The 18438-nt window shown below is 74.9% G+C and carries 17 protein-coding genes; 11 read left to right on the top strand and 6 right to left on the bottom strand.

Annotated features, from left to right (window positions below; genetic code table 11):
• The 4 genes from KPL59_RS05130 to KPL59_RS05115 all read right to left on the bottom strand — a co-directional run bounded on the left by KPL59_RS05130 (position 1) and on the right by KPL59_RS05115 (position 4230).
• A complete protein-coding gene (locus KPL59_RS05130; protein ID WP_060710731.1) occupies positions 1-273 on the bottom strand; it encodes a hypothetical protein in 273 nt (90 codons plus the stop codon).
• A 13-nt stretch (positions 274-286) separates the two neighbouring features.
• Entirely contained in the window at positions 287-1474 is a 1188-nt protein-coding gene (locus tag KPL59_RS05125) for an esterase family protein (RefSeq protein WP_226351428.1), read from the bottom strand.
• Between the two features lie 25 nt (positions 1475-1499).
• Positions 1500-3197 carry a GNAT family N-acetyltransferase gene (locus tag KPL59_RS05120; RefSeq protein ID WP_043279661.1) on the bottom strand — a complete coding sequence of 566 codons (1698 nt, stop codon included), beginning with the start codon at positions 3195-3197 and terminating at the stop codon, positions 1500-1502.
• Positions 3198-3297: 100 nt separating this feature from the next.
• Positions 3298-4230: a hypothetical protein gene (locus tag KPL59_RS05115; protein WP_226360087.1), complete on the bottom strand. Its 933-nt coding sequence runs from the start codon at positions 4228-4230 to the stop codon at positions 3298-3300.
• A 296-nt stretch (positions 4231-4526) separates the two neighbouring features.
• Here KPL59_RS05115 and KPL59_RS05110 point away from each other — a divergent pair, with 296 nt between their 5' ends.
• Positions 4527-5303 carry a DUF2382 domain-containing protein gene (locus KPL59_RS05110; protein ID WP_226351426.1) on the top strand — a complete coding sequence of 259 codons (777 nt, stop codon included), beginning with the start codon at positions 4527-4529 and terminating at the stop codon, positions 5301-5303.
• Positions 5304-5413: 110 nt separating this feature from the next.
• On the opposite strand, the gene KPL59_RS05105 is transcribed toward KPL59_RS05110, so the two are convergent.
• Positions 5414-6499 carry an alpha/beta hydrolase gene (locus tag KPL59_RS05105; RefSeq protein ID WP_226360086.1) on the bottom strand — a complete coding sequence of 362 codons (1086 nt, stop codon included), beginning with the start codon at positions 6497-6499 and terminating at the stop codon, positions 5414-5416.
• 198 nt (positions 6500-6697) lie between these two features.
• On the opposite strand from KPL59_RS05105, the gene KPL59_RS05100 reads away from it, so the two are divergent.
• The 9 genes from KPL59_RS05100 to KPL59_RS05060 all read left to right on the top strand — a co-directional run bounded on the left by KPL59_RS05100 (position 6698) and on the right by KPL59_RS05060 (position 16793).
• The gene (locus tag KPL59_RS05100; RefSeq protein WP_226351424.1) at positions 6698-7867 is read left to right on the top strand and encodes a lipase family protein; all 1170 of its coding nucleotides are present in this window, start codon (positions 6698-6700) and stop codon (positions 7865-7867) included.
• 70 nt (positions 7868-7937) lie between these two features.
• Complete coding sequence (locus KPL59_RS05095; RefSeq protein ID WP_226360085.1) at positions 7938-9365, top strand: GntP family permease; 1428 nt, start codon at positions 7938-7940, stop codon at positions 9363-9365.
• Between the two features lie 125 nt (positions 9366-9490).
• Positions 9491-12088 carry a rifamycin-inactivating phosphotransferase gene (gene rph, locus KPL59_RS05090; RefSeq protein ID WP_226360084.1) on the top strand — a complete coding sequence of 866 codons (2598 nt, stop codon included), beginning with the start codon at positions 9491-9493 and terminating at the stop codon, positions 12086-12088.
• Positions 12089-12242: 154 nt separating this feature from the next.
• Complete coding sequence (locus KPL59_RS05085) at positions 12243-12899, top strand: FadR/GntR family transcriptional regulator (protein WP_226360083.1); 657 nt, start codon at positions 12243-12245, stop codon at positions 12897-12899.
• Positions 12900-12954: 55 nt separating this feature from the next.
• On the top strand, positions 12955-13932 hold the full coding sequence (locus KPL59_RS05080) for an asparaginase (protein ID WP_226360082.1): 978 nt from the start codon (positions 12955-12957) through the stop codon (positions 13930-13932).
• Positions 13933-13986: 54 nt separating this feature from the next.
• Positions 13987-14436, top strand: a complete 450-nt coding sequence (locus tag KPL59_RS05075) for a hypothetical protein (protein ID WP_226351421.1) — start codon at positions 13987-13989, stop codon at positions 14434-14436.
• A 178-nt stretch (positions 14437-14614) separates the two neighbouring features.
• Positions 14615-15604: an alpha/beta fold hydrolase gene (locus KPL59_RS05070; protein ID WP_226351420.1), complete on the top strand. Its 990-nt coding sequence runs from the start codon at positions 14615-14617 to the stop codon at positions 15602-15604.
• 47 nt (positions 15605-15651) lie between these two features.
• A complete protein-coding gene (locus tag KPL59_RS05065; RefSeq protein ID WP_374111590.1) occupies positions 15652-16308 on the top strand; it encodes a class I SAM-dependent methyltransferase in 657 nt (218 codons plus the stop codon).
• Positions 16309-16310: 2 nt separating this feature from the next.
• Positions 16311-16793 carry a DinB family protein gene (locus tag KPL59_RS05060; protein ID WP_226351419.1) on the top strand — a complete coding sequence of 161 codons (483 nt, stop codon included), beginning with the start codon at positions 16311-16313 and terminating at the stop codon, positions 16791-16793.
• 50 nt (positions 16794-16843) lie between these two features.
• Here KPL59_RS05060 and KPL59_RS05055 read toward each other — a convergent pair whose 3' ends face one another.
• The gene (locus KPL59_RS05055) at positions 16844-17179 is read right to left on the bottom strand and encodes a helix-turn-helix transcriptional regulator (RefSeq protein ID WP_226351418.1); all 336 of its coding nucleotides are present in this window, start codon (positions 17177-17179) and stop codon (positions 16844-16846) included.
• A gap of 6 nt (positions 17180-17185) precedes the next feature.
• Between KPL59_RS05055 and KPL59_RS05050 the strand changes: the two genes are divergently transcribed.
• Positions 17186-18235: an NADP-dependent oxidoreductase gene (locus KPL59_RS05050; RefSeq protein ID WP_226360081.1), complete on the top strand. Its 1050-nt coding sequence runs from the start codon at positions 17186-17188 to the stop codon at positions 18233-18235.
• The last annotated feature ends 203 nt before the right edge of the window (positions 18236-18438 follow it).

Here is an 18438-nt window from a genome sequence, read left to right as displayed (position 1 = left end):
TCAGCCCCGTCGACCCGCCAGCATCCGCGCCGCCCCGCAGGCGATCCCGGTGGCGACGAGCAGCCCCAGCAGCACCGCCCAGCCGGCCCCGACCGAGCCGCCGGCCAGCACGACCCCGAGCGACCCCAGCCACGCCAGCGGCACCAGCAACCACAGCGCCAGGCCGTGCAGCACCGCCGGGATCTCCCCGACGCCGGCCGCGATCACGATCCACACCACCCCGGCGAGCAGCCCACCGACCAGCAGCAGGGTGCCGACTCCCTCCCAGACCACGCGTGTCTCCTTCCTAGGGGTCGGGGACCGGCAGCACGCGCTGCGGCACACCGGGCCCGTCGTCGATCGTGACACCCGCCGGCGTCGCGGGCGGGGTGAGCGGCCCCAGCAGGTGCGCACCCAGCCAGTCCACCAGGTCCGGCAGCTGGGCGCGGACGGCGTTCTGGTTGTGTCCGCCGCCCGGGTACACCCGGGTGTCGACGGTCACCGGCGGCGCCGCGGCGGCCCGGATCCGGTCCGCCGCCGCCCGTTCCTCGGGCTCGTCGGAACCCGCGGTGACCAGCATCGCCAGTGGTGCGGGCCGCTCGCGCAGCAGTGCGACGACGTCGTTCGCGGCCGCCAGGTCGGGCCGGCCGGCGAACAGCTCCCCGGTGACGACGTCGTCGGGGGTGCGGTCGTAGCCGCTCTGGCTGACCGCGAGCGCGTAGGTGCGCGGGTGGCGCAGCGCCAGGTTCATCGCGCAGTACCCACCCGAGGACCAGCCGGCCAGCGCCCAGGCGCCGCGGTCGGTGCGCACCCGCAGGTGCCGGGTGGTCCAGCCGACGAGGTCGGTGGTCAGGTAGGTGTCGTCGGCCGCGCCGTGCTGGGCGTCGACGCACTCCTGGTCGTGGCCGAACCGGGGTTCGCCGTTGATGTCGGGGATCAACAGTACGACCGGCGGGATGCGGTGCGCGGCGATCGCGGCGTCGAGGACCTCGGGGACCCGGAACAGCGCGGCGACCTCGCGGGGCTCGCCGGGGAACCCGGGCAGCCACTCGACGACCGGGAAGCGGGCCTGCGGGTGCTCGGTGTAGCCGGGCGGGAGGTAGACGTCGGCGTCGCGGTCGATGCCGGAGGCGTCCCCGTGCAGGGTCATGTGCAGCGTGGAGCCCAGTCCCTGCGCGGACCGGGCGGCGACCAACGGCATCGCCGCGTCGAGGCCGGCACCGTCCGGGCCGATGTCGGCGACCGACCCCTCGCCCGGGTCGGGGGAGGACCCGATCAGCGAGCCGACGGTGGGGAAGAAGCCGCCGAGCAGGTTCGCCCCGGCCCCGGCGGCCGCGAGCACGGCCACGGCCGAGACGATCACGAGCAGCGTCCGCGCGACCCGGCGCAGCCGGTGCCACAGCCCTCCGGTGAGGACGAGCGCCAGTAGCGCCGTGACGGCCGGCACCACCGCCGCGGCGACGACGTCGAGGCGCAGCTCGGAGGCGTGGATCACGACACCGTCCCCACGTGGTCCCGGCTCACCGGCGCAGCAGCCGCAGCAGCGTCGGCGGGCGGCCGCCGAAGCCCTCGGCCTCGAGCACGACGAACAGCACCCGCGGCAGGTCGCGGACGGCGGGGAACAGCACGTAGCGCGGGTACCAGGTGGGACGGAACTTCGCGTTGAACCGGTAGAGCGAGTCGATCTGCCACCAGCGCGAGGCGATCCGCAGCACCCGGGCCCAGCCGCGGGCGACCGGTCCGGCGCCGATCCGCTCGCCGCGCTCCAGGGCGGAGCGGAACATCGCGAAGTTCAGCGACACCCGCTTCACACCGTGGTCCTTCGCGGCCGCCATCAGCTCGGCGATCATCAGCTCGTTGACGCCGTTGTCGGCGTCGGCGGAGCGGATCATGAGGTCCAGCGAGAGCCCGTCGCGGCCCCAGGGGACCAGCTGCAGCATCCCGGTCGGCTCGCCGTCGCGGAACGCGGTGACGATCACCGCGTCCGGGTCGGAGGGGTCCGCGACCCGCGAGGACGCCATCGAGAAGCCACGCTCGTCCTCCGCGCCGCGCCAGCGGTGCGCGCGCTCGGCGATCCGGGTCCGCTCGGCCTCGTCGACGTCGCGCAGCCGCGTCACCTCGACGGTGTGCCCGCTGCGCTGCATCCGGTTGACGGTCTGGCGGACCCCGCGCATGGGGCGCCCGTCGAGGCTGAACGTCGCCGTCTCCAGCACCGCCTCGTCGCCCAGCTCCAGGGCGTCGAGACCGGCCTTGGCCCAGGCGGTCGCGCCGCGCTCGGAACAGCCCAGCACCGCGGGCGACCAGCCGTACCGGGTGCAGATGTCGAGGAAGGCCTCGATGGCGCCGGGCCACGCGCCGACGTCGCCGACGGGGTCGCCCGAGGCCAGCGCGACCCCGGCGAGCACCCGGTAGGACACCGCGGACTTCCCGCCGTGGGCGAACACCGCGGCCTTGTCACGGCGCAGGGCGAAGTAGCCCAGCGAGTCGCCGTCGCGCTGGTCGAGCAGGGCGCGCAGACGCTCCTCGTCCTCGGGGGCGAGCGACGGGCGCGGCTCCGGTGAGCGCAGCAGGTGGTACCCGGCGACGACGAGCGCCACCACCCCGAAGGTCAGCCCGATCGCCGAGGTCAGGTCGTCGAGCCACACGGCACGCTGCTCGAACTGGACCGGGCCGGTCACCCCGATCAGCGACAGCGCCGCGTGCGCGGCCTGCGCGGCGATCGACGGGTCGCCGACGAGCCGGCGCGGGTTGAGCGCGAGCAGCACCCAGACGATGAGGAAGCCGGACAGCCCGAACTGCAGCAGCGACCGGACCGACCGGCCCAGCCCGCCCGGGTCCTGCCGGGCGACGAAGTAGCGGCGCGTGGCGATCAGCGCCGCCAGCAGCGCGACGACGAGCACCGCGGGCCCGATGCCGCGCCGCTGGTCCAGCACGTGCAGCAGGTTGACCACGACGAGGAACGTCGTCGTCGCGGTCGCCACCCACCACGCGCGCTGCTTGCGCCGGCGCAGCCCGGTGGCCAGCAGCAGCAGGCCGACCCCGGCGAGTGCGGTCACGACCAGCGACGCCAGCCCCAGCCCCGCGGGCAGTCCCAGGGTGCTGCGCAGCTCGCCGCCGAGGATGCGCCGCGGCGCGGGCAGTACCGCCGCGACGACGGTCAGCGCACCGACGATCCGTGCCGCCCACACCACGGCGCGCACGACGGCGGCCTCGGACAGCCGTCGTCTGCGGGCCTCCGGGTCCGGCGTCGGGGCCGCTCCGCGGGTGGAGCGGACGTCCCCGCGCTCGTCCGTGGTGTCGCCGGGCGGACCGGAGCCCTCAGAGCCCGTCACGCGTTCCTCCTGTCGATCCCGTCCCCGGTGGCGATCCACCGGCGGCGTCCGAGCGGGCCACCGGACCCGGCAGCCGGGCGCCGAGCGCGTCCAGCTCCGCGGCGACGACGTCGGCCGCCGGGGTCCCCGGCGCCGCGGTCACCGACCCCGACGCTAGCGCCGGGCCCGGCTGCGGCGCGCCCGGCACCGGGTCATCCTGCGTCGCCGCGGTACGCACGACGACCAGGTCCAACGGATCGGGCGAACCGGACGCGGGGTCCGGGCAGCCGTCGCCGCCGGGAGGCCCGGCCGCTGTCGCGACGTCGGCACGCTCGGCGAGCGCCCGGCCCAGTGGGCACCCCGGCGCGTCGGGCGGTCCGGCGAGGGCCCACGCGGCCCGGTCGGTCCGCAGCGCCGGGGAGCCGGCCGCGACCGCGGAGGCACGCAGCCGGGCCGCCGGCACCCGGTCGGTCCACAGCACCACCACGGCCGGCATCAGTCCCGCGGTGACCGCGGCGTCGACGGCGGCGTCGACCGCGGCCGACCCGTCACGGGGCCCGGTCCACACCAGGACGGGGTGGGCGAGGTGGTCGTCGTAGCCGGGCGGGAGGTGCACGGGCACCTCGACGCCGTCGACGGTCAGCACGGTGTCCCGGCCGGGGCCGGTCACCGGCGGGGCGGGCGGCGCCGGCAGGCCGCCGCGGTCCGGTCCGGCGGCCAGTGAGGCGGGCGTCGGGTAGAAGCCGAACCAGGCGTTCGTCGCGACCGCGAGGGCGAGCACGATGAGCGCGACCACGGCCGGCAGGGCGGCTGCCCGCACCGCGGGTCGCCACCGGCCCCACCGGAGCACGAGCAGGACGAGGGCGAGCACGGCCGCGCCCGCGACGGCAGTGACGGTGACGGCCGACCCGAGCGGGAGCAGTGCGGTCCCGGCGAGCACCTCACCACGATTCCACGGCGGTCCCGGGGCCCCGGCGGCGGGACGATCCGTCCCCGTCGTCGGGAACGTCCTAGATCAAGTCCAGAACAGACTGTCCCAAACATGCCGTCCGGGGTCGCCCGTGACGGGAACGTGATGCACCCAGCGTTGTCCCGCAGACGATCCCGTGGGGCCAGCTGGATGACGGACGTCACACGGACGACGGGGAACGGGGTCCCCGCCGCATGCCGGGGCCGTTTCGGGCCGACCCCACCGGTGTTCGACAGCAATCGCACCGAGCCACGGAGGACAGCAGCATGATCACGAAGGACATGACCCGGGAGCTCATCGGTCGCCAGGTCGTCGACAACCACGGCGAGAAGGTCGGCAAGATCGGCCAGATCTACCTGGACGAGCGGAGCGGGGAGCCGACCTGGGCCACGGTCAACACCGGGCTGTTCGGCACCAAGGAGAGCTTCGTGCCGCTGCAGAACGCCGACGTGCACGACCGCGACGTCGCGCTGGGTGTGGAGAAGCAGGCCGTCAAGGACTGCCCGCACGTGGGCCGCTCCGACGAGCGCCTGACCGGGTCGGAGGAGGACGAGCTCTACCGTCACTACGGCATCGGCCAGGGCCGCGCCGACGCCCGCCACGCCACCGGTGAGCGCACCGACCGCACCGGCCGCGACCGCACCGCCCGCACCGGTGACGACGCGATGGTCCGGCACGAGGAGAACCTGCGCGTCGGCACCGAGACCGAGGAGACCGGTCGCGTCGCGCTGCGCAAGTACGTGGTGACCGAGGACCAGACCGTCACCGTCCCGGTGTCGCACGAGGAGGTCCGCCTCGAGCGCGAGCCGATCGACGGCACCGAGGCGACGGCCCGTCCGGGCGCCATGGGCGAGGCCGAGCACGAGGTGACCCTGCACCGCGAGCGCCCGGTCGTCGACAAGACCACCGAGGCCGTCGAGAAGGTCCGCCTGGGCACCCGCACCGTCACCGAGGACGAGAAGGTCTCCGACACCGTGCGCAAGGAGCGCATCGAGGTCGACGACCCGCAGCACGCCCTGCCCCGCGACGAGCGCCGCAGCTGAGCGACGCACCGCGCCACCGGCGCGTCACCGGAGCCCGCACCCGGGCCCGGTGACGCGCCGGACCCATGTCCGGGCCGCGCGGGTACGGCACCGACGGTGCCCCGCGGGCATCAGGACGGGGTGCTGCTCCTGCTCGGATCCGGTGCGGGCGCCGGGACCGGGGAGGCGAGCAGCGCGAAAGCCGTCCGGAGCGCGCCGGACGCCTCGGCGACCGCCTGCCGGGGCCGCGTCCCGATCCCGAGCGAGGTCGCGAAGCCGTGCACCAGGTCCGGGTGGCGGCGCAGCGTGGCCGGGACGCCCGCCTCCCGCATCCGGGCGACCAGGTGCTCGCCCTCGTCGCGCAGCGGGTCGAACCCGGCGGTCGCGACGTAGGCCGGTGGCATCCCGGTCAGGTCGCCCTCGGCGATCCGCAGCCGTGGGTCGTCGCGCAGCGCCTCGGGGACGTACCAGCCGGCCATCGCCTCGATCGCCTCGCCGGTGAGCAGGAACCCGTCGCCGAACAGCTCGCGCGAGCGGGTGTGCCCCTCGAGTTCGGTGACGGGGAAGAACGCCAGGCAGAACACCGGACGCCCGGCCGGGTCGGCGCCGTCGCGGCTGGTCTCGCGGGCCACCGTGAGCGCCAGGCTCGCCCCGGCGGAGTCCCCGCCGACCGCGATCCGGCCCGGGGCCGCCCCGAACTCCTCCGGATGGGCCGCGACGTGCGCGAAGGCGGCCAGACAGTCGTCGACGGCGGCCGGGAAGGGGTGCTCGGGCGCCAACCGGTAGTCCACCGAGAGCACCCGGGCGCCGGACTCGGCGGCCAGCGTCGCGCACAGCTCGTCGTGGGTGTCCAGGTCGCCCGCGACGAAGCCGCCGCCGTGCACGTAGACGAGCAGTGCGCCGTCGAGCACGTCCGGTCCGGGCGGGGGCACGTACAGCCGCGCCCGCAGGTCGGCGACCGCGCCGGGGACCGTCCGGTCCTCGCGTCGCACCCCCGGCTCGGCGGGCCCGGCGACGACGCGGTCGACGAACGACTGGCCCGCCCGCATCTGCTCCGGCGGCGGGACGGGCTGCGGCCGGCGGGGGGTGAGCAGCCGCAGCAGCAGCTGGATGTCGAGGTCGAGCTGCTGGCCGTCGCGGCGGACGGGCGGGCCCGCGATCACCCGCTTCACCGGCTTCGGCAGGGCCAGTACACCGCGCAGGGCTCCCCGTGCCACCCGCACCCGACGATCCACGGCGACCTCCCGCATCCACTCGATCTCTGCCCTCGATTGTGGCACCGGGTGCCGTTGCGTGCCGCTGTGCGCGGCACGCATCACCCGCCGGTCGTCGCCGGATCGCAACCTCCGCCGTCCGTTCCTCCGCCGCCGGATGCTCGTTCAGTCCAGTGGAGATCATCTACGGAGGGGACGTGCATGAGGACGAGGCTGCGTGCGACGGTCGTGGCGGGGGTGGTGGCGGTCGTCGCGGCGGTGGTCGCGGTGCCGCAGGCGATGGCCTCGCCGGACGGACCGGGAGCCGACGGGGAACCGGGTGACGTCGTGTCCGCGGAGCGGGTCCTCACCCCGACGGTGCCCGCCGCGACGGCGACCCGGATCCTCTACCGCAGCCTCGACACCGACGACCGCCCGGTCACGGTGAGCGGCATCGTCCTCACCCCGCTCGTCCCGGCGCCCGGGCCGACCCGGGTCATCGGCTTCGCCGCGGGGACCCAGGGGCTCGCCGACCGCTGCGCGCCGTCGCGGCAGCTGCAGGCCGGCGCCGAGTACGAGGCCACGGCGATCGGTGCGCTGCTGAGCAGCGGCTACACCGTGGCCGTCACCGACTACGAGGGCCTGGGCACGCCCGGCGAGCACACCTACGTCAACCGGGCCGCCCAGGCGCACGCCCTGCTCGACGTCGCGCGTGCGGCCCAGCGTGCCGGCGTCGGCGTGCCGGAGGACGCCCCGACCGCGCTCTACGGCTACTCCCAGGGTGGCGGGGCGTCGGCGGCCGCGGTCGAGCTGGCCCCGGAGTACGCCCCCGAGCTGAACCTCGTCGGCGCCTACGCGGGCGCGCCCCCGGCGGACCTGCGCGCCACCGGCCGCCTGCTCGACGGCGGCCCCTTCGTCTCGCTGCTCGGCTACGCCGTCTCCGGGTTCGACGCCGCCTACCCCGACCTCGGGGTGCAGGACCTGCTCAACGACCGCGGCCGTCAGGTCATCGCCGAGCTGCGTGAGCAGTGCACCCAGGACTCCGTGCTGCGCTACCCGGGCCTGCGCTCGGAGAGCCTGTCCGTCGACGGCCGGCCGATCTCGGCGTTCCTCGACGAGGAGCCCTTCGCGAGCCGGGTGGACGAGCAGCTGATCGGGCGCCGTACGCCCGAGGCCCCGGTGCTCATCGTGCACAGCCTCACCGACGACATCGTGCCGTTCGAGCAGTCCCGCGAGCTGGCGCAGCGGTGGTGCGCACAGGGCGCCGACGTCGAGTTCCAGCCGACGCCGGCCCCCGGGCACGTCGGCGGCTACCCCGCCGGGTCGCCCAGCGCGCTGGCGTTCCTGAAGGCCCGCTTCGACGGGCAGCCGACGCACTCCACCTGCGACTGACCTGTTCGGACGGTCCACGAGCGACCCACCCGGGCGTGCGGCCACCCGGGCCTGACGCGACCATTGCGTCGTGAACTGGTCCGGGTGGTACCTCGTCCTCGTGCTCGTGGCGGCGATCGTCGTGCTGATCGTCCTGATCAACTCGCGGGTCCGGTTCAGCCCGTTCGTGGCCCTGCTGGTGGTGGCGCTCGGCGTCGGGCTCGCGGGCGGCGAGGACCCGGCCACGATCGCCGACTCGATCACGACGGGGGCCGGGGACATCCTCGGCGACGTCGGCCTCACCCTCGCCCTGGGCACGATGTTGGGGCGGCTGCTCGCCGAGTCCGGCGCGACCGGACGGATCGCCGACGCCGTGGTGTCGCGCTCCACTCCGCGCAGCCTGCCGTGGCTGGTGTGCGCGGCCGCCTTCGTCATCGGCGTGCCGATGTTCTTCGAGGTCGGGCTGATCGTGCTGCTGCCGTTGCTGTTCAGCGGCGCGCGCCGCCTGGAGCTGGAGGGGGCCGCGCCGTCGCCGTACGCGAGTGTGGCGATCCCCGCGATCGCGACGCTCGCGACCCTGCACGGAATGGTGCCGCCGCACCCCGGGCCGCTGATCGCCGTCGACGGGCTGGGTGCCGACCTCGGGCGCACCATCGTCGTCGGGCTGCTGTGTGCGGTCCCGGCGATCGTGGTGGGCGGGCCGCTCTACGCACGTCTCATGGCTCCGCGGTTGCCGGTCCGTCCCGACGCCGAGCTGGTCGCGCAGTTCACCGAGACCGGCACCGAGACCAAGACCCCGGCCGGGGTCGGGCCGGACGGCCGCCGCGGGGAGGAGCCCGCCCCGGTTCCGTTGCCGATCGCGCTCGTCGCCGTCGCGGTGCCGGTGGTGCTGATGCTGGCCCGCACGGTGGCCGAGGTCGCCCTGCCGGACGGTGCCTCGTTCCGCCAGGTCACGACCCTGCTCGGCCAGCCGATCGTCGCGATGCTGGCCGGGTTCCTCTACGCGTTGTTCGCGCTCGGACTGCTGCGGGGTCGCCCGGCCGAAGAGCTGCGGACCTCGCTCGCCGACGCGGTGAAGTCGGTGACCGGAATCCTGCTCATCATCGGCGGTGGCGGGGCGTTCAACCAGGTCCTCAAGGACTCCGGCATCAGCGACGCCGTCGGTGCCGCCGCGTCCGGGCTGCCGGTCAGCCCGCTGCTGCTGGCGTGGCTGCTCGCGTTGCTGCTGTCCACCTCCACCGGCTCGGCGACCGTCGGCATCGTCGCGGCCACCGGTGTGGTCGCGCCGCTGCTCGCCGGGGCGGGCCCCTGGTACGTGGCGTTGGCCGTGGTCGCCGTCGGCGCCGGGTCGGTCGGCCTGAACTACGTCAACCACGCCGGGTTCTGGCTGGTCAAGGAGTCGTTCGGGATGACGGTGGGGCAGGCGACGCGCTCGCACACCGCCGTGCAGACCGTGGTGAGCGTGGTCGGGCTGGTGATGGTGCTGCTGCTGTCGCTGGTGCTGCCCGCCGGGGCATGACCGTGGCGGGAGCTCCTCCCGCCACGGTCAACGTATAACGCACCCGGGGACTTGCGGCAAGACCCCCGGGCCGCGCCAGACTCTGCGCCTGGCGCCGTGACCTGCGGCGTCGTGGCGACACGGGGGTGGACGTGCACGGGGTGCTGCAGTGGGACGAGGTCGGCCGGGAACTGGTGGACCTCGTCGGGGGGAAGGCCGCGCATCTGGGGGAGCTGACCCGGACGGCGGGGGTCGCGGTCCCGAGCGGCTGGTGCGTGACCACCGATGCCTACCGGGCCGTCGTGGGGAGTGCGCCCGGGTTCGACGCGTTGCTGGACCGCTTGGCCGGTCTCCCCGCCGGTGACGACGACGGACTCGCCGCGGTCGCCGCCGAGATCCGCGGCCTGGTGGCCTCCCGGCCGGTCCCCGACGACGTCGCCGCGGCGGTCACCGCGGCCGTCGACCGGGCCCCGGCGGGGACGGCGTGGGCGGTGCGCTCCAGCGCGACCGCCGAGGACCTGCCGACGGCGTCGTTCGCCGGGCAGCAGGACTCCTACCTCAACGTGGTGGGCGCCGACGCCGTGCTCGACCGGGTGCGGGACTGCTGGGCGTCGCTGTTCACCGACCGGGCGGTGGCCTACCGCCGTAGCCGGGGACTGGACCACCGGGCCGTCGCGATGGCGGTGGTGGTGCAGGAGATGGTGGTCCCGGACGTCTCCGGGGTGCTGTTCACCGCCGACCCGGTGACCTCGGACCGGACCGTGAGCGTCGTCGAGGCGGTGCCCGGGCTGGGGGAGGCGCTGGTGTCCGGCCTGGTCGCGGCGGACTCGTGGACGGTCCGCGACACCGGCGGGACCGCCGAGGTCGTCGACGCACGGACGGCACCGCGGACGGTCGCGGTGCGGCCGGCGCCGGGCGGCGGTACCCGTACCGAGCAGCTCGACCCCGACGGCGGGCCGCTGCTCACCGAGGACCAGGTGCTGGCCCTGGTCCGGCTCGGCCGGACCATCGAGGCCGGGTTCGGGAGCCCGCAGGACGTCGAGTGGTGCCTGTCCGGCGGCCGGTTCCAGGTCGTCCAGAGCCGCCCGATCACCACGTTGTTCCCGGTGCCCGACACCGACGACGACCGCTTCCACGTCTACCTGTCGGTCGGCTACCAGCAGATGATGACCGATGCGATGCGCCCGCTCGGGCTGTCGGTGTGGCAGATGACGACGCCGCGCCCGATGGCCGAGGCGGGCGGGCGGCTGTTCGTCGACGTCACCGACGCCCTGGGCACCCCCTCCGGACGTGCCGGCCTGCTCGCGGTGATGGGCCGGTCGGACCCGCTGATGGCCGACGCGCTGCGCACCGTGCTCGACCGCGGCGTGGTCGAGCACGGTGCGGACCCGGCGGTGCCCGCGCCGGTGCACGGTGCGCCGACCACGGAGCCGCTCGACCCGGACCCCGCACCGGTCGCCGAGCTGGTGGCCGAGGGCAGGGCCTCGGTGGCGGAGGCGGCCCGCCGGATCCGGGGCCGCGTCGGGCCGGAGCTGTTCACCGCGATCCGCGAGGACATCCCCGAGCTGCGGGCGCGGCTGAGCAACCCGCGCAGCACCCGGGTGTTCATGACCGCGATGGACGCGGCGTACTGGATCGACGAGCACGTCGGCGAGTGGCTGGGGGAGCGGCCGTCGGACGTGCTGACCCGGTCGGTGCCCGACAACGTGACCTCGCAGATGGGGCTCGCGCTGCTCGGCGTCGCCGACGCGATCCGCCCGTACCCGGAGGCGGTGGCGCTGCTGCGCCGGGCCGGCGACGACGTGCTGGAGCGGCTGCCGTCGGTCGAGGGCGGCACGGTGGCCCGGGACGCGATCCTCGGCTGGCTCGACGCCTACGGGGCCCGCTGTGTCGGCGAGATCGACATCACCCGGCCGCGGTGGCACGAGCGGCCGGCCGCGCTCGTGCCGTTGATCCTCGGTCACGTCGACGGCGAGGAGCCCGGTGCCGGGCGCCGCCGGTTCGACGAGGGCCGCCGCGAGGCCGAGGCGACCCGCGACGACCTGCTGGCCCGGCTGCGCGCAGGCGTCGACGGCGAAGCCCGCGCCGCGGCGACGGCGCTGATGATCGAACGGTTGCGGACCTTCATCGGCTACCGCGAGTTCCCGAAGTTCGGCATGGTCTCCCGCTACGCGATCTACCGGGCCGCGCTGCTCGCCGAGGCCGACCGGCTCGTCGCCGCGGGGGTGCTCGACGACCGCACCGACGCCTACTACCTGCGGTTCGACGAGCTGGAGCAGGTCTCGCGGACCGGGCCCGCCGACCTCGCGCTGGTGCGCACCCGGCGGGCGGAGTTCGCCGTGCACGAGACGCTGGCCCCGCCGCGGGTGCTCACCTCGGACGGCGAGTGCCTCCAGGGTTCCTACCACCGCGACGACGTGCCGCCCGGAGCGCTCGCCGGGCTCGCGGTGTCGGCCGGGACGGTCGAGGGCCGCGCCCGCGTCGTCGCCGACCTGTCCGGCGCCGCACTCGAACCCGGGGACGTGCTGGTCACCGCCTACACCGATCCCAGCTGGTCACCGGCGTTCGTGACGATCGCCGGGCTGGTCACCGAGGTCGGTGGGCGGATGACCCACGGTGCCGTCGTCGCCCGCGAGTACGGTCTGCCCGCGGTGGTCGGGGTGGAGCACGCGACCCGGCTGATCCCGGACGGCCGGCGGGTCCGGGTGGACGGCGGAAGCGGGCTGGTCGAGATCCTCGACTGAGGCATGTCGAGAACGGGGCCGGGGGCATCCGCGTCGCGCTGACCGGTCGCCCCCGGTCCCTTGACAGCGGCCGCCCCGCCCAGCACCCTCGTGCATCGTGAACCTGTCAGACAGCCGGACAGTCGGACAGCACGGTCCCCGTCGCGTCAGCGCGATGGAGGTCGTGCTGTCCCACCTGCGCGCCACCATCGAGCGGGGCGAGTACCAGGTCGGCGACAAGCTGCCCGCCGAGGCGGCGCTGAGCGCGGAGTTCGAGGTCAGCCGGTCGGTGGTCCGCGAGGCGCTCCGGGGTCTGCAGGCGCTCGGGCTGACCGAGTCGCGGACCGGGCGGGGCACCTTCGTCGTCGCGACCGGTCCGACCGACGACCCGACCTTCGGTGCCTACAGCGCCCGTGACCTCGTCGAGGTCCGCCGGCACGTCGAGATCCCGGTCGCGGGCTACGCCGCCCTGCGGCACGAGGACGCCGACCTCGACGAGCTGTGGCACCTGGTCGGGCGGATGGACGCCGAGACCGACGACGCCACCTGGGTCGCGCTGGACTCGCTGTTCCACATCACGATCGCGCGGGCCTCGCGGAACCCGGCGTTCACCAAGGTCATCGAGGAGATCCGGGAGGCGCTGGCCGCGCAGTCGTCGTTCCTCAACAAGCTGGGCGACCGGCGCGAGCAGTCCAACGTCGAGCACCGGCGGATCGTCGCCGCGATCGCGGAGCGCTCCCAGGAGCGCGCCGCCGCCGAGATGACCGCGCACCTGGGCCACGTCGAACGGACGCTGGCCGGGATCGTCCGCGAGGGCGGCGCGACCCGATGAGCGGGGCCACCCGGACCACGGGCCACGGCACCCCGGCCGGAGAGGACGACACGGAATGACCCAGCTGGCCGTCCCACCCAGGATCGGGGTACCGGCCCACGAGCCGCTGGTGCACCTGCTGCGTGACGGCATGGTCGAGGGGGTGCACCACGGCTCGGTCGTGGTCCTCGCCCCGGACGGCTCGACGCTGTTCGCCGCGGGGGACCCGGACGTCGCGTTCTATCCTCGCTCGACGGCGAAGCCGCTGCAGGCGGCGGCGATGGCCCGGCTCGGGCTGCGGCCGGGGCCCGCCGGGTTCGCGATCGCCGCCGCGAGCCACTCCGGCGAGCAGGCCCACCTCGGCGCCGTCCGGGCGCTGCTCGGCCCGATCGGCGTCGACGCGCTGCGCAACCCCGCCGACCTGCCCTACGACCCCGAGGAGCGGGACGCCTGGCTCGCCGCGGGCCGGTCCGCGTCGCAGCTGGCGCAGAACTGCTCCGGCAAGCACGCCGCGATGCTGCGGACCTGTGTGTTGCGCGACTGGCCGACCGAGGGCTACCTGGACCCGCGGCACCCGTTGCAGACGGCGATCCGGGAGACCGTCGAGGACCTCACCGGCGCTGCGGTCGCCAGGACCGCCGTCGACGGCTGCGGCGCACCGCTGTTCGCCATCTCGCTGCGGGGGCTGGCCGGCGCGCTGGCCCGGCTCGTGACGGCCGACCCGGAGACCCCGGACGGCCTGGTCGCGGCCGGGATGCGTCGGCACCCCGAGCTCGTCGGCGGGTCCCGGCGTCCGGTCACCGCGCTGATGCGTGCCGTACCGGGGCTGCTCGCCAAGGACGGCTTCGAGGCCGTCACCGTCGCCGCGCTGCCCGACGGCACCTCGGTCGCCGTGAAGATCGCCGACGGCGGGCTGCGTGCGCTGCGCCCCGTCGTCACCGCCGCGCTCGCCCGGTGCGGCGTCCACCTCCCGCCGGGGCGGACCGATCTGCGGGTCACCGGCCCCCTGGCGGCCCTGGGTCGTGACGACGCCGGGCGGCATGCACAGGAGTAGTGCGGTCACCGAAATCGATTGCGGTCAGCGCAACCGGTGGCGCACGCTGGAGCGGTGAACAGACGGGACCGAACCGACGACATCATCGACATCATCCTTCCGGTCCCTCCGGCCGCCCCGCCGGACGCGGACGATCCGGCACGAGCAGGGCAGGAGGCCGTGCGCGAGGAGGTCGTCCGGCAGCGGGAGGTCCTCCAGCGCTACCTCCGCGTCGCCGACGGCGGCGGCGAGCCTCCGCACGGGGACGTCCTGCTGAACGAGATCGATCGTGCGCGCACCGAGATGCGGGAGGCCGAGGACCGGATGCGGATGCTCATCGCCTACGGCCGCGAGTTCGTCACGCCACGGCCCTACCCGCTCAAGACGCTCGCGGCGGCGGCCGGGATGTCGATCTCCGGCACCCGCGGCGCGTACACCTCCGACGAGACCGTCGCCGTCGCGGAACGGATCGGGCGTCGCCCGGCCGGCGACGGTCACGACCCTGCGCCGCACCCTCCCGCGTGAGCACGACGCGGACGTGGCCCCGGCGAGCACGTCGCTGCGGGGCCGTCCGCACCACCGGATTGCCGATTCGCAAGATTTCTTGCAGCTCGGGTAGGTGGGCGCCGATGCTGCGGAGGTGAACCTCCTCCGAGCAGTCCTCCGCGGCAGGGGCGGTGGGCAGGGCCCACGACGTCATGGCGTGGTCGTCGCCCTCACCGTGCTGGTCCTCGCGGCCGGCTGCGGGACCGGCGGCGTCCCGGACACCGGCCCGGCACCGGTGCCGCCCGGTGCGACCGGGTTCGACGCCGCCACCCGGGACGACCCCGAGTTCGATGGCACGTTCCGGCACGGGTTCGCCGACGTCGACGGGGTGCGGATGCACTACGTCGCCGGCGGGACCGGCCCGCCCGTGGTGCTCCTGCACGGATGGCCGCAGTCCTGGTACGCGTGGTGGCCGATCATGCCCGCCCTCGCCGAGCACCACACCGTCTACGCGGTCGACCTGCCGGGACTCGGGGACAGCGAGGGTGTCCCCACCGGCTACGACAAGGCCACCCTCGCCCGGTACGTGCACGGACTGGTCGCCGATCACCTGGGTGTGCGCGAGGTCCGCCTCGTCGGGCACGACCTGGGTGCCGGGGTCGGGTTCCGGTACGCGGCCCAGTACCCGGACGAGGTCCTGCGCTACGCCCACCTCGACTACCCACTGCCGGGGCCCGCGCTCAGCGCCGCGAGGTACCGCACGTTCAGCTGGCACATCGCCTTCCACGCCAAGCGGGTCGTGCCCGAGGCCGTCGTCGCCGACGACGTGCGCGAGTACCTGAGCCTGTTCTACGCCCAGGTCGCGCTCGACGGGGAGAGCTTCGGCGGCAGCCGCACGGCGCCGCCGTTCGACGAGCGGGAGATCGACGAGTTCACCCGGACCTACAGCCGACCCCAGGTCCTGAGCGGCGGCTTCGAGCTCTACCGGGCGCTCGACCGGGACGAGCGTGACAACACCGCGGCCGCCCCCGTCCCGACGCCGACGATGCTGATGACCGCCCAGGGGCTGCTGGAGTCGACGAGACCGTCCGTCGAGTTGTGCCTGCCGAACCTGGTCCGCGCGGTGGAGGTGCCCGGCAGCGGGCACTGGCTGCCCGAGGAGAACCCGGGGTTCGTCCTCGCTGAGCTGCTCACCTTCCTGTCGTGACGGCCACCCGTCCGACCTCATGCCCACACCTTCCGGAGGAACGACCGATGGACCCCATGCCGACCGCGTCCGATCCCGAGACCTTCTGGGACGAGCTGTACCGCCGCCACGACGGGGCAGAGGCCCGCGTCAACCCCCTGCTCGCCGAGGTCGCCGGCCCGCTGGCACCGGGAACGGCGCTCGACCTCGGATGCGGCGCCGGGGGCGACACGATCTGGCTCGCCCGACGCGGCTGGCACGTCACGGCGGTGGACATCTCCGCCACCGCCGTCGACGGGCTCGGGCGCCGCGCCCGAGCCCACGGGCTCGCCGAGCGGATCCGCGCCGAGCGCCACGACCTCGCGACGACGTTCCCGGACGGGACGTTCGACCTGGTCTCGGCCCAGTACCTGCACACCCCGTTCACGCTGGACCGCGATGCGGTGCTGCGGACCGCCGCCCACGCACTGCGCCCGGACGGGCTGCTCCTCGTCGTCGACCACGGGTCCGTCGCACCCTGGTCGTGGAACCAGGACCCCGGCACCCACCACCCCAGCGCCGCGGAGATCGCCGCCGGGATCGGTCTCGACGCCGACGGGTGGACCGTCGAGCGCGCCGACGAGCCCACGCGCCTCGCGAGCGGCCCCGACGGCCGCACCGCCACGGTCGTCGACACCGTCCTGGTCCTGCGCCGCGCCGGCGACGCCCGCACCCGCCGGAGCTGACCGTGCCCCGCCACCACGACACCGCCCTCCCGCGCGACGCCGCGGACGAGAAGAGCGTCCTGACCGGGTTCCTGGGACACCTCCGCGGCGCGGCCGCCGCCAAGGCCGACGGGGTCGGGGACCCCGCCGCCCGCGAGCCCGGCGTCCCCTCGGGGACCAGCCTGCTCGGCCTGCTCACGCACCTGACGCACGTCGAACGCCACTACTTCCTCGGCGAGGCCGTCCGCGACTGGCCCGCGACCTTCCGGCCGCGCGACGAGGACACCGCCGAGCAGGTCGTGGCCGCCTACCGGGAGGCCGTCGCCCGCGCCGACGCGGTCATCGACACCTGGTCCGACCTGGACCGGGCGGCGCCGGTGCCCGCGGGACGGAGGTCGGCCCCGTCGCGGCGCTGGCTGCTCGTGCACATGATCGAGGAGACCGGACGCCACGCCGGGCACGCCGACATCCTCCGCGAACGCATCGACGGCCGTACCGGGCGCTGAGGCCCGCTGCGCACGTCAGACGGTCGGTTGTGACGGCGTGGTGCCGCCCGTCAGCGGACGGTCGCGGTGTGGTCCGTCGCGAGGATCGCGTGGGTGAGGCCGGGGAACCGCTCGTCGAGCATGGTGTGCCGGAGGGCGGGGAACCGGGCGGTGCCTTCGCTGCGGCACTCGGTGACCCCGGCGGTGAAGAGCTGCTTGAGGTGGTACGAGCAGGTCGACGCAGGCAGGCCCACCTGATCGGCGATCTGGCCGGTCATCCGGCGCTGTCCGTCGGCGATGAGTCGCACGATCTCCAGGCGCACCGGGTCGCCCAGGGCTCGCAGCACGGACGCGAGCTCGACGTCGTCGGCAGGTACGGGGCGCAGATCGCGCTCGATGGCGGCCACCTCGACATGCTAGCTTCTGCAGTGTTTCCAAGTTCTTGGAAATATCGAAGAAGAGTCGACCGGGTGGTCTGTGCGTCGCTGCCGGCCCCGTCGAGAGGTGGCGTCGCAGTGAAGGCGATCGGCATGTGCGAGTTCGGTGGGCCCGAGGTCCTGCAGCTCATGGACCTGCCCGAGCCGCACGCCGGCGCCGGCGAGGTACGCATCCGCGTCCACGCCGCCGCGGTCAGTCCTACGGACGTCCTGCTGCGCACCGGTGGCCATGCCGTGCGCATGCCCGGTCGTCGACCGCCGTTCGTACCCGGGATGGACGTCGCCGGTGTGATCGACCAGGTCGGCCCGCAGCTCGACGGGCGGCTCTCTGTCGGGCAACGGGTCGTCGCGATGCCCCTGTTCACCGGCCCGCGCGGCGGAGGCTACGCCGAACACGTCGTCGTCTCGGCCGAGTCGGTCGTGGCAGCGCCTGCGGGAGTCGACTTCGCGGCTGCCTCCACGCTGCTGATGAACGCGATGACCGCCCGCATCGCCCTCGACGCACTCGAATCGCAGCCGGGAGACTCCGTCGCCGTGACCGGCGCCGCCGGGGCAGTGGGGGGATACGCGGTCGAGCTGGCCAAGGCCGACGGCTTGGTCGTGATCGCGGACGCGTCGAGCGTCGACACGGAACTCGTGCGCGGGTTCGGCGCCGATCACGTCGTGCAACGCGGCAACGATGTCGCAGCCCGCATCCGCGAACTCGTTCCCGGTGGGGTCCCCGGCCTCGTGGACGGCTCCGTGCAGACCACCGAGATCACGCCCGCCCTCGCCGACGGCGGAACCCTCGTCGAGCTCCAGGGCTGGAGCGGGCCCGTCGAACGCGACATCACGGTCCGCCCGATCATGGTTGCGCCCGGGGGCATCACCGACACCGTCGGGCTCGACCGGCTCGCACGCCAGGCCGAGGACGGCGTCCTCTCACTGCGGGTGGCGGAGGTCCTGCCGGCGGCGCAGGCGCACCGGGCGCACCGCATGCTCGAGGCCGGTGGCGTCCGCGGCCGGCTGGTCCTCGACTTCTCCTGAGGCTCGATCGCGACCTGCGGCTCTACGTGGCCGGACTGTTCCTCGGTGCTCTCGGCTGATCGGACGTTCCCCGGCATCGGACGTGGTGTCGGCCGCTCCCGCGGTCGCCGCCTCGGAGCCTCGACGGCGGACGCCCCGCCGCCACCCTCTCGGAGGTAGCGCCGGCCAGCCGGTCGCTGTTGGTCTGACTCTGTCCCCGCAGG

This window comes from Pseudonocardia sp. ICBG1142 (assembly GCF_020496255.1).
Classification (GTDB): domain Bacteria; phylum Actinomycetota; class Actinomycetes; order Mycobacteriales; family Pseudonocardiaceae; genus Pseudonocardia.
Note: the sequence above shows the minus strand (reverse complement) of the source record. Positions and strands in the feature narration are given on the sequence as shown.